Origin of the sequence: Streptomyces violaceorubidus, from assembly GCF_000717995.1 — a bacterium.
Taxonomy (GTDB): domain Bacteria; phylum Actinomycetota; class Actinomycetes; order Streptomycetales; family Streptomycetaceae; genus Streptomyces; species Streptomyces violaceorubidus.
Window position 1 is genome coordinate 86,342 of sequence record NZ_JODM01000014.1, and the last position, 13,412, is coordinate 99,753.

Consider the following 13,412-nt stretch of genomic DNA (forward strand, 5'->3'; position numbering starts at 1 on the left):
CCGCGGCGGCGACGCCGCGCGGTCGGTTTCGGGAGCGCACGCATGAGGCACGCACGAGGACGCATCGTCCGGCGAGTGGCACGGCTGGCGGCCGTCGGTGGACTGCTGCTCGGAGGGACGATGGTCACCCGGGCCATGGCGAGCGAGCCCCCCGACGCGTCCGCCGCACCGCGCACCCTCGCCCGGACCGCGTCCGCTACCGGCGCCGACCTCGTCTCCCGGCTGGGCACCGACCGTACGGCGGGCCACTGGATCGGCGCCGACGGCCGGCCGGTGGTGGCGGTCACGGACGCGGGCGCGGCCGAGGCGGTGCGGCGGGCCGGTGCCACGGCGCAGCGGGTGCGGCACAGCATGTCGGAGCTGAGGTCGGCGGCCTCGACGCTGCGCGGGGCGCCCCGGGTGTCCGGTACGGCCTGGGCTGTGGACTACCGGTCGAACGAGGTGGTGGTGCGCGGGGACCGCACGGTCTCCCGGGCCGACTGGTCGCGGCTGGCGGGCGTCGCGGAGGGCGTCGGCGCCTTCGTCCGCATGGAGCGCACGGAGGGTGCCTTCACCACCCGCCTGAACGGGGCGGAGCCCATCCTGTCCACGGCGGGCCGCTGCTCGGCGGGCTTCAACGTGACCGACGGCACGAGCGACTTCATCCTGACGGCGGGCCACTGCGGGCCGACGGGTTCCGTCTGGTTCGGTCCCGGCCGGGGTGACCGGCAGGTCGGCAGGACGGTGGCCGGAAGCTTCCCCGGGGACGACTTCTCGCTGGTCGAGTACGCGAACGGCGAGGCGGGCGACGGCGCCGACGTGGTCGCGGTCGGCGACGGCAAGGGGGTGCGGATCACGGGGGCGGGCGCGGCGGCGGTCGGGCAGCGGGTGTTCCGCAGCGGGAGCACCAGTGGGCTGCGCCAGGGCCGGGTGACGGCGCTGGACGCGACGGTGAATTACCCGGAGGGCACGGTCACCGGTCTGATCGAGACAGACGTGTGCGCCGAGCCCGGGGACAGCGGTGGGCCGATGTTCTCCGAGGGCATCGCGCTGGGCGTGACCTCGGGCGGCAGCGGTGACTGCGACGAGGGCGGCACCACGTTCTTCCAGCCGCTGCCGGAGGCCATGGACTCGCTCGGGGTCCGGCTCATCGGCTCCGGAGGGCAGGGCGCCGACGCGGGCCCCTCGGCGACCTCGCCTCCGGGCGCCGCGGCCCCGGGGGCGTCGGCACCCGCGAGGGGTGTCGAGGGTGAGACCCTGCTCGCCCGGCTCGCGGACCGCCGGAACGTGGGCCCGGGGCTGCTGATCATCGCGGGCAGCCTGGTGGCGCTGGTGGCCACGCGGTGGATCCGGACGGAGCGGGACCGCAAGACCTACCGGCGCCACTACTCGGCGACGTGGGGCTGACGGGGCCGGTACGAGGTCCGGCCCCGGGGGCTGCCGGGGTGCGGCCGGGACGGGCGAGGAGCCTCGGGCCGGTCAGGCGGCGTTCACGGACTCCGGGGCCGCGGTGGCCCACTCCATGACCAGCCGCTGGTACTCCGCGCGCTGCTCGACGCTCAGTGTCCCGCCCGACCGGAGCCACAGGGCTCGGATCTCCTCGTTGACCTCGGCAGCCGATCGCTCGGAGGAAGGTTCAACACTGGTGGACATGCTGTGAAGCATACGGCGCCCGGCGTGAAGACGATGTGAGTAATCACGAGCTAAACGGACATAACGGACCGTGTTACTGATCACGTCGATGTTCCCATCTGTCAAGACCTACCGGCGAGTTCGTTCCCACCGGATGTGTCCTGCCGCACACGGTCCATCCGTTCACACCAGAGCCGGGCGCCGCTCTCCGTCAGGTGCCGGGCTTGCGGCCGTACACGTAGACGTCGTCACCCTTCTTCAGCAGCGACCAGTACTTCTTGGCGGCGGTCTTCGTCATGTTGACGCAGCCGTGGGAGCCCGGCGGGTTCCACATGCTGACGCCGACGGAGTGGAAGGCCTGGCCGCCGTCGAAGAACTGGCTGTAGGGCATCGGCACGTGGTAGATGCTCGAGACGTGGTCGATGTTGCGCCAGTAGACCTTCTTGAGGCCGGTACGGGTCTCGTAGCCGTTGCGCCCGGTACGGACCGGCACCGGCCCGTACACCAGCTTCTTGCCGTCCTGGATCCAGCTCAGCTGGAGGCTGAGGTTCACACAGGCGATGCGGCCCTTGTTGGTGGGGCACTTGCCGGCCTTGTTCGGGTTCTTGCCGACGGCCTTCTGCTTCGTCATCAGGTCCATCACGCCCCAGGTGACGGGACCCGCGTAGCCGGCGTTGGGCTGGATGCCGTGCTTGGTCTGGAAGGCGCGGATGGCCTTGCAGTCGGCGGTGGACTGCTTGCCGTCGGCCTTGCGGCCGAGGAACTTCTCCACCTTCTTCTGGTACGGACCCGCCTTCGCGGTGCAGCTCGCGGCCTGGGCCGGTGCCGCCGTGAGCGCGAGTGTGAGCGGTGCCACCAGTGCGGTGACCCCGAGTGCGACGGCTCCCCGTCTGCGTATGTCCCCCATGGCCGGTCATGCCTTTCGCGTCGAGGCGGTGCGCTGTGCGGAAGGTCGCCTTCGTGCGATCCCGGCATGCTAGACCGCCGTCGGGCGGCATTGGTTGCGTACCGCCGTGCGCCGCGACCCAACCGTGACACACAGCACCGGACCGACCCGTTGCGTCAGTCCGGGCCCTCCGCCCCCGCGATCGCCCGCCGGAAGCCGGTGTTGACCGCGGTCAGGCCGCCGTCGACCACCAGGGTGGTCCCGGTGATCCAGGCCGCGTCGTACGAGGCGAGGAAGGCGACGGCCGCCGCGACGTCCTCGGGCTCGCCCACCCGCCCGAGCGGGTAGAGCCCCTGGACCGCGGCCAGTTCCTCGTCCCGGCCCGCCCAGGCCGTGGTGCGCACCGTGCCCGGCGTCACCAGGTTGACGCGGACGCCGCGCGGGGCCGCGTGCCCGGCGAGGGTGCGGGTCAGCGAGCCGAGACCGGCCTTCGCGGCGCTGTAGGCGTGGTTGCCGAAGTCCTGGACCCCGTTGACCGAGCCGATGCTCACGATCGCGCCGCGCCCCGAGGCCGCGAGGTGGGGCAGGGCGGCCCGGCAGCAGCGGTGGGCACCGGTGAGGGTGACGTCGAGGTCGCGGGCCCAGACCTCGTCCGGCTCGTCCTCGAAGAGCGGGGCGTCGGGCGCGCAGGCGAAGGCGTTGTTGACCAGCACGTCCAGGCCGCCGAAGGTCTCCGCGGCGTGGGCGACGGCCGCCTCCACGGACGTCCGGTCGCGCACGTCGCAGGCGAACGCGGTCACGTCGAGCCCGTCGTCCGCCAGTTCCGCCGCTCTCCCGCGCGCCGCGGCGAGGTCCACGTCGGTCAGCAGCACCCGGGCTCCCTCCGTGGCGAGCCTGCGCGCGGTGGCCGCGCCGATGCCCCGGGCCGCGCCCGTCACGAGCGCCGCGTGGTCGGTGAATCGCCTCGTGTCCGTCATGGGCCGACGGTATCTGCCGCGGCGATCACCCCGGCAGATACCGTGCGGCCATGTCCGCGTTCCTTCAGCAACTCCCCGCTCTCATCGGCGTCGTCATCGGCGCACTCGGTTCGTATCTCGCCGTGGTCCGCAGCGACCGTGCCTGGTTCGACCGGGAGACGGCGGCCCGTTGGGAGGAGCGCAGGCTCTCGGTGTACGCCGACTACGCGCGGACCGTGAAGACCTCCGTCACGCTGACGTACCGGATCGCCGCCCACCTCGGCAACGACCCGCACCCGCATCCACTGGCCCCCGCAGATGCCGCGCCCGCCCAGGCCGAGGCCGCTCTGGCCCGGGACCCGGCCGGTGAGGCACTGCTCCTGCTGGGCAGCAAGGACGTGGTGGAGAAGGCGCGGGTCTGGGTGGTGGCGGTGATGGAGATGGAGCGCTTCCTGCGCGGGGAGACCCACGACCCGGCGGCCTGGCGGTCCCTGCTCGAAGGACAGCGCGCCGCACGTGAGGGCTACTACACGGCCGTGCGCGAGGATCTGGCGCTGCCGCCGGGGCACGGGGCACGCTGGCCGTTGCCGCCCGTCAGCGGTAGCCGGTGACGTCGGCGGGCTTGTCCGCGTCCTGGACCTCGACGAGGTAGCGCCAGGCGTCGGGGCGGCTGCCGTCCAGGTCGGTGAAGCCGTACTCCCCGGCGAGGCCGCCGCTGGAGAGGGACTGGCCGTTGAAGCGCGCCACCGTCGGGTCGGCGGCGAGGGCGGCGACCGCGCGGCCGACGTAGCGGGGTGTCTCGGAGATGGCGAAGTGTGGGACCCGGTCGAGGGCGTCGCGCCAGTTCTCCTCGCGTACGCCGAAGTGGTCGAGCATGATCTCCGAGCGCATCCAGCCGGGGGTCAGCGCGACGGCCGTGGCGCCGCGCGGTCCCACCTCGTGCCCGAGGGAGAAGGCCATGCGCAGGACGGACGTCTTGGCGAGGTCGTAGAAGAACGAGTTGCGGTAGTTGTCGCGGTTGTAGGCGTCGGTGCCGTCGGTGACCTCGACGACGAGTCCACCGGGGCGGCGCAGCAGCAGCGGCAGGGCGTGGTGGCTGGTGATGGCGTGGGTCTCGACGGCGAGCCGCAGCAGCCTGAGCCCCTTGTCGAGGTCGTGCTCCCAGACCGGTCTGTCCCACTCGAAGAGGGTCTCGCCGCCCCAGATGTCGTTGACCAGGATGTCGAGGCGGGCCCGCTCGCTGGCGATCCGGTCGACGACGGAGGCGACCTGCGCCGGATCGAGGTGGTCGGCGGGTACGGCGATGCCGTGGCCGCCCGCCTCGGTGACCAGGTCGGCCGTGTCCTCGATGGCCTCGGGGCGGTCGTACTCCGAGCGCCGGGCGCGGGTGCTGCGGCCGGTGACGTAGACGGTGGCTCCGGCCGCGCCCAGTTCGACGGCGATGCCCCGTCCGGCGCCGCGGGTGGCCCCGGCGACCAGTGCGACCCTGCCCGCCAGCGGACCTTTCGATGACCCTGTCATGTCCGGCTTCCCTTCCTCTCCCTCACGTCCCGCACGTGCTCACGTACCGCACGAGCGATGTCGTGTCCGAGAGTGCCCGGGAAACCGGACATCCTCTGTCACCTTTACCGCGTGTCCCGTCCACCGCGTGTCCCGCGCGGCGGGGCGAGCCGGCCGCCCGTGCGCCGATCAGTGCCCGCGCTTGATCCACTCCTCCAGGTGCGGGGCCTCGGCGCCGATGGTCGTGGAGTCGCCGTGGCCGGTGCGGACCTCGGTCTCGGGCGGGAGGACCAGCAGCTTGTCCCGGATCGAGTCGATGATGGTCGGGAAGTGGGAGTAGGACCGGCCGGTGGCGCCGGGGCCGCCCCGGAAGAGGGTGTCGCCGGTGAAGACGGTGCCGAGTCCGGGGTCGTAGAGGCAGACCGCGCCGGGTGCGTGGCCCGGGGTGTGCAGGACGGTCAGGTCGGCGCCGGCGGTCTCGATGACGAGGTCGTCGGTCAGCCACGCGTCCGGGTCCCGGTCGGGGTGGGTCTGCCGCCACAGGGGCAGGTCGTCGCGGTGCAGCCAGATGGTGGCGCCGGTGCGCTCGGCGAGCGCGGGCGCGGCGTCCACGTGGTCGTTGTGGGCGTGGGTGCACACGATGGCGGTGAGCCTGCGGTCCCCGACGGCCTCGGCGATGGCGTCGGCGTCGTGAGCGGCGTCGATGACGACGACCTCGTGGTCGTCGCCGACGAGCCAGACGTTGTTGTCGACGTCCCAGGTGCCGCCGTCCAGGCTGAACTGCCCGGAGGTGACGAGGCGTTCGATGCGGGCGGCCATCAGAGCACCACCACCGAACGCAGCACGTCACCGGCGTGCATCCGGTCGAAGGCCTCCTCCACCTGGTCCAGCCGGATGGTCTCGGTGACGAACTTGCCGAGGTCCAGGCGGCCTTGGAGGTGGAGGTCGATGAGCATCGGGAAGTCGCGGGAGGGCAGGCAGTCGCCGTACCAGGAGGACTTGAGGGCGCCGCCGCGGCCGAACACGTCGAGCAGCGGCAGCTCCAGCTTCATCTCGGGGGTCGGCACACCGACGAGGACGACGGTGCCGGCCAGGTCACGGGCGTAGAAGGCCTGCCGGTAGGTCTCGGGGCGGCCGACGGCCTCGATGACGACGTCGGCGCCGAAGCCGCCGGTCAGTTCGCGGATCGCGTCGACGGGGTCGGTCTCGCGGGAGTTGACCGTGTGGGTGGCGCCCATGCCCCGGGCGGTCTCCAGCTTGCGGTCGTCGATGTCCACGGCGATGACCTTCGACGCGCCCGCCAGGTACGACCCGGCGATCGCCGCGTCGCCGACGCCGCCGCAGCCGATGACGGCGACGGTGTCGCCGCGGCCGACGTTGCCGGTGTTGATGGCGGCGCCGATGCCGGCCATCACCCCGCAGCCGAGCAGCCCGGCCACCTCGGCGGAGACGGCCGGGTCCACCTTGGTGCACTGTCCGGCGGCGACCAGGGTCTTCTCGGCGAAGGCACCGATGCCGAGCGCCGGGGACAGCTCCTGACCCGTCGATGCGAGGGTCATCCGCTGCTCGGCGTTGTGGGTGTCGAAGCAGTACCAGGGCCGTCCGCGGAGACAGGCCCGGCACTTGCCGCACACGGCGCGCCAGTTGAGGATCACGAAGTCCCCGGGGGCGACGTGGGTGACACCGGCGCCGACCGACTCCACGACCCCTGCGGCCTCGTGCCCGAGCAGGAACGGGAAGTCGTCACTGATACCGCCCTGCTTGTAGTGCAGGTCGGTGTGGCACACCCCGCAGGCCTGGATCTTGACCACGGCCTCGCCCGGTCCGGGATCCGGCACGACGATCGTCTCGATCCGCACCGGCTCGTCCTTGCCCGGCGCGATCACGCCGCGTACTTCCTGCGCCATGGTCCTGACCCCTTCCTCGGCCGTTCAGCATTCCCCCCGACCTTACGCGCACGTGATCGCGAAGGAGCAGGTGACGGGGCGGTTCGCGGGGTGGGCACGGCCGACCGGATCGTGGTGATGGGCGAGGGGCGGGTGCGTGCGGTCGGCACGCACCGGGAACTGGGACCGCCGATCCGCTGAACGCGGAGCGGGCGGCCACCCAGTTCCTGGCGTCCGGTGGCTCACGGGGTGGTGTCAGCCCAGGGCGGGGACGGCTCCGAAGAGGGGCGAGACCAGGCCGGTGACCTGCTGGAGCTGCTGCAGGTCTTGCAGCCGGTGCAGCTGCTGGGACGGGAGGGGCATCTGCGCACGGTCCTCGGCGGGCATGTCACCGACCGCGAGGGTGTCGAGGGTGTTCGTCACGCTGAGCTTCTCCGTGCCCAGCGGGCCCCCGCCGGCCGCGCTCGCCATCGGGGCGGCGAGTCCGGTGACACCGGCGGCGAGTCCGACGACGGCGACGATACGTCGTGTTGAGATCATGTGCTGAGCAACGCGGGCGGCCCGGGGGCGGACACGGGCGGGCGGCGCCGCTCACCCGGGAGGACGAGTGTCACGGATGCCGTTGCCGTGGGCGCCGGGACGGAGGAAGCTCGAAGGAGAGGGCCACGGCGGCCCGTCCCCCCTTGGGCCCGCGGCCCTGTGAGGAGGCCGTCATGAGCACCACGGCAGGTCCCGGCTTCGACACCGAAGCGCTGCGCCGGGGCATCGAAGGAGAGACGGCGGCACCCCTGTTGTCGCTGTACGCGCGGGACGCGGAGGTCCGCATCGTCGACCGGTACGACCAGCCGAGCCGACCCAAGGTCCTGCACGGCCGGGACGAGATCGCCGAGATGCTCGACGACGTCTACAGCCGCGACATGACCCACCGGATGGAGCGGTGCGTGGTCCAGGGCGACCAGGTGGCGTTCAGCGAGGCGTGCACCTATCCGGACGGGGTGCGGGTCCTCTCCGAGTCGATGCTGTCGCTGCGCGACGGCGAGATCGTCGAGCAGACCACGATCCAGGCCTGGGACGAGTAGTCCGGGGCCCACGGGCGCCCAGGGTGACGACATGGCCGTCCTGGACGCCGGCGGGGGTGGTCAGCGCGTCGGCGGGTTCCAGCCGGGTGGGCGCAGCAGTGCCAGGAGCTGGCGGACCAGTTCCTCGACGACCTCGTCGAGGGTGGCGTCCACCCAGCCGGCGCTGTAGTCGTGCAGCAGGCCGTTGACGCCGCCGATGAACGCGGTGGCGGCGAGCCGGTAGTCGCGGGGCGCCGCCTCCCCGCGTACCGCGGCGGAGCGGGCCTCGGCGCAGATGAGGTCGACCCAGCGGGCACGGCGGGCCAGCCTTTGTTCCTCCAGGCGCGGGCTGACGCCGATGATCTCCACGAAGGTGATGCGGACCCGGCGCGGATCTCCGGTGACGTCGGCGGCGTAGGCGCGGAAGATCGCGGCGGCGCGCTCGGGCAGCGGAAGATCGCGGGCGCCCTGCGCCGCGGCACGGACGGCGTCCTCGGCCCAGGCGTTGACCTGGAGGTGGAGCGCGGCGAGTACGTCCTCCAGGGTGCGGAACTCCTCGTAGAACTGGCGGGTGGACAGACCGGCGGCGTCGCTGAGGGCCGCGACGGTCGTGGCGCGGTAACCGGGGGCGTCGCCGAACAACTGGAGCGCCGCGTCGAGGAAGCGCCGGCGGCGTTCGGCCTGCCGCTGCGCGGCGGACTTGCCGCCGTAGCGGCCCGTCGGCGCCCTGAGCCTGCCCGCCACCCGCTCTCCTCCCTCGTGCCAACTCCCGCCCGCTCGGCCGATTTTGTCGTGTCCGCGACCTTGTGGAGAAGGGCACCCATTCCTTACTTTGCAGTAAGTTCACTCTGAAAGCGGCTGTGTTCAGACTGCGCGCTCCAGCGCTCCATCACCCCCACCACGCCCCCTGCCGGAGGAGAGCAGCATGCCCGCCTTCACGACCAGGCACCTCGGCGCCGTCGCCACCGCCTTCGCCCTCACCGTCGTCCCTGCCGCCACGGCCTCGGCCGCCCCGGACGCCCGCGCCGGCCTGCGCGAGGTGATGTTCGTCGGCAACAACTGGGACGGCACCGCGGACGTCATCCGGTCCACCGGCGACTTCGCCGGGATCGGCCGCATCGACGTCGTCCCGGACAGGGCGGAGCGGATGGCGGAGATCAACGCCGACCCGATCAAGTGGATCTACTTCCAGGCCATCCGCAACGGCGTGGGCGAGGGACACGACCAGTTCGTCGACGACATGTACTCGACGCCGGACGGCGCCTCGGTGGTCGTCTCCCGGCCGAGCTTCGCCTCCCGGCCGAGCTTCGCCGACGTGGTCTCCCTCGACCTCGCCACCGGCGACATCAACTGGCGATTCCCGGTCTCGGGGTACCGCTCCGACCACATGGCGGTCTCCCCCGACGGCACCCGGGTCGCGGTCTCGGCGTCGACCTCCAACACCGTGCACGTCCTGGACATCGAGACGGGCGAGCAGGTCGGCTCGTTCGGCACCGGCGACAAGCCCCACGAGAACATCTTCAGCCGCGACGGCAGGTACATCTGGAACATGTCCATCGGCGAGGTGAACACCGCGCTCGACGCCCCCTGGCTCGACTGGACGAAGGGCGACCGGCGCATCACGGTCGTGGACGCGAGGACGTACCAGCAGGTCAAGGTCGTCGACATGCGTGAGCGGCTCGACGCGATCGGCCTCGGCGACCACTCGGACGCGGTGCGGCCCGCCGTCTTCTCTCCCGACGAGTCCAAGTTGTACTTCCAGGTCTCGTTCTTCAACGGCTTCTTCGAGTACGACGTCGCCACCGACCGGATCACCCGGACGAAGACCCTGCCGAAGAACCCCGCCACGAGCGAGGACCGCACCACCTGGGTCAACGACTCGCGCCACCACGGCCTCTCGATGAGTCCGGACGGCGCCAAGATCTGCGTCGCGGGCACGATGGACGACTACGCGACGGTCGTCGACCGCGGCACGCTGCGGAAGGGCCCGCTGGTGGCCGCCGCCAAGCCCTACTGGGCCACGGTCAGCGGCGACGGCCGGCACTGCGTGGTCTCCGAGAGCGGCGCGGACCAGGTCACGGCCATCGACTTCGCCACCGGGGAGAAGTCGGTCTCCGTCCCCGTCGGCGACCACCCGCAGCGGGTGCGGATCGGTCATGTGGCGGCGGGCTGGACGGGGCCGTCGGCCGGCTGAGACCCGCTCGCGACCCGGGCCCGGAGAGTCGTCCGCGGCAGGTGTGAGCCTGCCGGGCGCGGGTAGTCGCCCCGCATCGGATGAGGCATGCATGTCCTCGACACCACTGCCCCGGAAGGAGGTCCGTGACAGCGCACTCCAGAAGAAGCGCCCGGGCCGCTTCCCGCGACACGGAGCGGCCCGGTCCGCACCGGGCGGCGCCCCCACGGGTGCCGCCCGTCCCGCTGTCGGCCTCCGCTCACCGTGGGGGCAGGCGGTGCAGCTCGACGTCCCGCAGCCTGCCGTCGGCGACCGTGGCGGTCATGTAGGTGCGGTAGGGCTGACGGCGCCGGTCCGTCGGGGACCCCGGGTTGAGCAGTCGCAGGCCGGTGGCCGCGGTGGTGTCCCAGGGGATGTGGCTGTGCCCGAAGACGAGCACGTCGAGGTCGGGGAAGCGGGCGGCGCAGCGGGCCTCCCGGCCCTGCGCGGCGCCCGTCTCGTGGACGACGCCGAAGCGCAGGCCGCCGAGGTCCGCGTACGCCACCTCGGGCAGCCGGGCGCGCAGCGCGGGTACGTCGTTGTTGCCGTGGACGCCGAGGAGCCGGCGGCTGCGGCTCTCCAGCAGGTCGAGGGTGGCCGTGTCGACCCAGTCGCCCGCGTGCAGGACGACGTCCGCGCGCGGGATCTCCGCCAGCAGCGGCGCCGGCAGTTCCTTGGCGCGCTTGGGCAGGTGGGTGTCGGACGTGATCAGCAGGCGCACGCCTCCAGCTTAATCGACAGGTAAAACTGTGCAGTCGCACTGGACAGTCTTACCTGTGGAATTTACGGTGGGACGTCGATCGCGACCGAACCGTGTGAGAACCATCCGAAAGGCACCACCCCATGGCCGTCACCGCCCTCGACCCCCGCACGGCCCTCGTCGTGATCGACCTCCAGGCCGGCATCGTCGCCGCGCCCACCGCGCCGTACACCGGCGCGGAGGTCGTCTCCCGCAGCGCCGAACTGGCCGAGGCGTTCCGGGCCCGCGACCTGCCCGTGGTGCTGGTCCGGGTCTCCTTCGCCCCCGACGGGGCGGACGCCGTGCCCGGCCGTACCGAGGCCGGCGGCGCCGGCGGCCCGCGGCCCGAGGGCTGGGACGTCGTCGTCGACGAGTTGGCCGGGCACCCCGGGGACATCACCGTCACCAAGCGCAACTGGGGCGCCTTCCACGGCACCGGCCTCGACGTCGGGCTGCGCCGCCGCGGCGTCACCCAGATCGTGCTCTGCGGCATCGCCACCAGCATCGGGGTGGAGTCCACCGCCCGCGCCGCCCACGAACACGGCTACCACGTCACGCTCGCCACCGACGCCATGAGCGACATGAGCGCCGAGGCGCACCGCGGCAGTGTCGAGCGGATCTTCCCGCGCCTGGGCGAGACGGGCTCGACGCGGGAGATCCTGGAACTGCTGGCCAAGACGCACCGCTGACGGGCCGGACGCCTCTCACTCCGCTTCGGTGCGCCGCGCGAGCGGCTCCCACCAGGCCCGGTTGTCCCGGTACCAGGCGACGGTCTCGGCCAGCCCGGCCGCGAAGTCGCGGCGGGGGCGGTAGCCCAGCTCCTCGCGGGCCTTGCTCCAGTCGACCGAGTAGCGCAGGTCGTGGCCCTTGCGGTCCTCGACGCGCACGACCCGCTCCGGGCCCGCGCCGCAGGCGTCGAGGAGCAGGCCGGTGAGCTCGCGGTTGCTCAACTCGGTGCCGCCGCCGATGTTGTAGACCTCGCCGGCCCGGCCCCGGGTGCGCACCAGGTCCACGCCCCGGCAGTGGTCGTCCACGTGCAGCCAGTCACGGACGTTGCGTCCGTCCCCGTACAGCGGGACCCGGCGGCCGTCCAGGAGGCGGGTGACGAACAGGGGCACGAGCTTCTCGGGGAACTGGTGCGGGCCGTAGTTGTTGGAGCACCGGGTCACCCGCACGTCGAGGCCGTGGGTGCGGTGGTACGAGAGGGCCAGCAGGTCGGCGGACGCCTTCGAGGCGGAGTAGGGGGAACTCGGCCGCAGGGGGTACTCCTCGGCCGCCGAGCCGGAGTCGACGGAGCCGTAGACCTCGTCGGTGGAGACGTGCACGAAGGGCGCCACGCCGTGGCGCAGGGCGGCGTCGAGCAGGTTCTGGGTGCCGACGACGTTGGTGAGGACGAAGTCGGACGCGGCGTGGATCGAGCGGTCCACGTGGGACTCCGCGGCGAAGTGCACCACCTGGTCCGCCTCGGCCGTCAGCTTGTCCACCAGCGGCGCGTCCCGGATGTCACCGTGCACGAACTCCAGCCGGGGGTGGGCGAGTTCGAGGTTGGCGGTGGTTCCGGCGTAGGTGAGGGCGTCCAGCACGGTGATCCGCGGCGCCCCGGGCGCGTCGGAGGCGAGGAGCCCGCGGACGTAGTGGGAGCCGATGAAGCCGGCGGCGCCGGTGACCAGGATGTTCATGAGCGGTTGTGTGCCTTGCTGGGTCGGGACGGGCGGTGCGGGACGTCCACGACGCTACCGGCGTGCCCTCGGCGGTCCGCGACCGGCCCGCAACGCGCACCGCGCCGGCACGAAGGCCGGCGCGCTGGGCGGGGTCACCGCCCTCGGGGCTCGCTCAGTCCTCGCCCCGGACGATGTTCGACTCCTGGCCCGGTTGCGGTGCGCGGGTGCCGCCGCCGTCCTCGACGGCCGGCACCCAGGTGCGCATCCCGCCCCTGCTCCGCAGGCGGCGGGCCTTCGACCAGCCGGTCTCCAGCCGACGGACGGCGGGTTTGCCGCCGGTGTCCGTGGTCACGGGCATCATCTTCCTTCTGGTTCCGCGTGGTGCGCTCGCCCTGCGGGTCCCCGGGCGGGGCACCGCGAAACACCAGGCACATGTCGCCCGCGGCGCCTAGGGACCGGGCCGGGCCGCGCTGATGTCGCCCAGGGCCGACTCCGGATCGCGCTCCACGGCCAGATCGCCGAGGGAGACGATGCCGACCGGACGGCCGTCGTCGACGACCGGGACACGGCGCACGGTGTGCTCGCGCATCAGCCGGACGGCACGGTCCAGCTCCTCGTCGGACCGTACGGTGACCGGGTCGTCGCTGCACGCGCCGACGACGGTGGTCTGCTCCGGGTCACCGCCCTCGGCGACCGACCGGACCACCAGGTCGCGGTCGGTGACCAGGCCGCGCAGCCGGTCGCCCTCCGTGACCAGGACGGCGCCGAGGTCCCCGTCGCGCATGATGCGGGCCACGGCCGCGACCGAGGTCAGCGGCTCGACGGTCACCGGATCGCCGGTCATGACGTCGCGGACGTACTGGGTCATGGGTGCTCCTCCCGGGTTCTTCCCCGTTTCCCGGC

The 13,412-nt window shown here is 72.6% G+C and carries 17 protein-coding genes; 5 read left to right on the plus strand and 12 right to left on the minus strand.

The window, feature by feature from the left end:
• The first annotated feature begins 42 nt into the window (after positions 1–42).
• Complete coding sequence (locus IE94_RS0118435) at positions 43–1,386, plus strand: S1 family peptidase (RefSeq protein ID WP_030185465.1); 1,344 nt, start codon at positions 43–45, stop codon at positions 1,384–1,386.
• Positions 1,387–1,458: 72 nt separating this feature from the next.
• Here IE94_RS0118435 and IE94_RS0118440 read toward each other — a convergent pair whose 3' ends face one another.
• From IE94_RS0118440 to IE94_RS0118450, 3 genes are all read right to left on the minus strand, one after another.
• The gene (locus IE94_RS0118440) at positions 1,459–1,644 is read right to left on the minus strand and encodes a hypothetical protein (protein ID WP_030185467.1); all 186 of its coding nucleotides are present in this window, start codon (positions 1,642–1,644) and stop codon (positions 1,459–1,461) included.
• 178 nt (positions 1,645–1,822) lie between these two features.
• Positions 1,823–2,518 carry a L,D-transpeptidase family protein gene (locus IE94_RS0118445; protein ID WP_030185470.1) on the minus strand — a complete coding sequence of 232 codons (696 nt, stop codon included), beginning with the start codon at positions 2,516–2,518 and terminating at the stop codon, positions 1,823–1,825.
• A gap of 155 nt (positions 2,519–2,673) precedes the next feature.
• Entirely contained in the window at positions 2,674–3,474 is an 801-nt protein-coding gene (locus tag IE94_RS0118450; protein WP_030185473.1) for an SDR family NAD(P)-dependent oxidoreductase, read from the minus strand.
• 50 nt (positions 3,475–3,524) lie between these two features.
• On the opposite strand from IE94_RS0118450, the gene IE94_RS0118455 reads away from it, so the two are divergent.
• Positions 3,525–4,064: a hypothetical protein gene (locus tag IE94_RS0118455; RefSeq protein WP_030185476.1), complete on the plus strand. Its 540-nt coding sequence runs from the start codon at positions 3,525–3,527 to the stop codon at positions 4,062–4,064.
• Here the strand turns inward: IE94_RS0118455 and IE94_RS0118460 are convergent.
• The 4 genes from IE94_RS0118460 to IE94_RS0118480 all read right to left on the minus strand — a co-directional run bounded on the left by IE94_RS0118460 (position 4,048) and on the right by IE94_RS0118480 (position 7,379).
• A complete protein-coding gene (locus tag IE94_RS0118460; protein ID WP_030185482.1) occupies positions 4,048–4,974 on the minus strand; it encodes an SDR family oxidoreductase in 927 nt (308 codons plus the stop codon). The genes IE94_RS0118455 and IE94_RS0118460 overlap by 17 nt on opposite strands.
• Positions 4,975–5,142: 168 nt before the next feature.
• Entirely contained in the window at positions 5,143–5,772 is a 630-nt protein-coding gene (locus tag IE94_RS0118465) for an MBL fold metallo-hydrolase (RefSeq protein ID WP_030185485.1), read from the minus strand.
• Positions 5,772–6,860 (minus strand): S-(hydroxymethyl)mycothiol dehydrogenase, encoded by a 1,089-nt coding sequence (locus IE94_RS0118470; protein WP_030185487.1) that lies wholly within the window; start codon positions 6,858–6,860, stop codon positions 5,772–5,774. Before IE94_RS0118470 ends, IE94_RS0118465 begins: the two co-directional genes overlap by 1 nt.
• A gap of 234 nt (positions 6,861–7,094) precedes the next feature.
• The gene (locus IE94_RS0118480) at positions 7,095–7,379 is read right to left on the minus strand and encodes a hypothetical protein (protein WP_030185489.1); all 285 of its coding nucleotides are present in this window, start codon (positions 7,377–7,379) and stop codon (positions 7,095–7,097) included.
• A 173-nt stretch (positions 7,380–7,552) separates the two neighbouring features.
• Here IE94_RS0118480 and IE94_RS0118485 point away from each other — a divergent pair, with 173 nt between their 5' ends.
• Positions 7,553–7,918: a nuclear transport factor 2 family protein gene (locus tag IE94_RS0118485; protein ID WP_030185491.1), complete on the plus strand. Its 366-nt coding sequence runs from the start codon at positions 7,553–7,555 to the stop codon at positions 7,916–7,918.
• 60 nt (positions 7,919–7,978) lie between these two features.
• Here IE94_RS0118485 and IE94_RS0118490 read toward each other — a convergent pair whose 3' ends face one another.
• Entirely contained in the window at positions 7,979–8,641 is a 663-nt protein-coding gene (locus IE94_RS0118490) for a TetR/AcrR family transcriptional regulator (RefSeq protein WP_030185492.1), read from the minus strand.
• Positions 8,642–8,822: 181 nt separating this feature from the next.
• Here IE94_RS0118490 and IE94_RS0118495 point away from each other — a divergent pair, with 181 nt between their 5' ends.
• Positions 8,823–10,091 (plus strand): YncE family protein, encoded by a 1,269-nt coding sequence (locus IE94_RS0118495; RefSeq protein WP_030185493.1) that lies wholly within the window; start codon positions 8,823–8,825, stop codon positions 10,089–10,091.
• A gap of 238 nt (positions 10,092–10,329) precedes the next feature.
• Here the strand turns inward: IE94_RS0118495 and IE94_RS0118500 are convergent, their stop codons facing one another.
• Positions 10,330–10,830: a metallophosphoesterase family protein gene (locus IE94_RS0118500; protein WP_030185495.1), complete on the minus strand. Its 501-nt coding sequence runs from the start codon at positions 10,828–10,830 to the stop codon at positions 10,330–10,332.
• A 122-nt stretch (positions 10,831–10,952) separates the two neighbouring features.
• Between IE94_RS0118500 and IE94_RS0118505 the strand changes: the two genes are divergently transcribed.
• Positions 10,953–11,537, plus strand: a complete 585-nt coding sequence (locus tag IE94_RS0118505; protein WP_030185497.1) for a hydrolase — start codon at positions 10,953–10,955, stop codon at positions 11,535–11,537.
• Positions 11,538–11,552: 15 nt separating this feature from the next.
• Here the strand turns inward: IE94_RS0118505 and rfbB are convergent, their stop codons facing one another.
• From rfbB to IE94_RS0118520, 3 genes are all read right to left on the minus strand, one after another.
• A complete protein-coding gene (gene rfbB, locus IE94_RS0118510; RefSeq protein WP_030185498.1) occupies positions 11,553–12,527 on the minus strand; it encodes a dTDP-glucose 4,6-dehydratase in 975 nt (324 codons plus the stop codon).
• A gap of 154 nt (positions 12,528–12,681) precedes the next feature.
• The gene (locus IE94_RS0118515; protein WP_030185500.1) at positions 12,682–12,861 is read right to left on the minus strand and encodes a hypothetical protein; all 180 of its coding nucleotides are present in this window, start codon (positions 12,859–12,861) and stop codon (positions 12,682–12,684) included.
• A 96-nt stretch (positions 12,862–12,957) separates the two neighbouring features.
• Positions 12,958–13,377 (minus strand): CBS domain-containing protein, encoded by a 420-nt coding sequence (locus IE94_RS0118520; RefSeq protein WP_030185501.1) that lies wholly within the window; start codon positions 13,375–13,377, stop codon positions 12,958–12,960.
• Between the last annotated feature and the right edge of the window lie 35 nt (positions 13,378–13,412).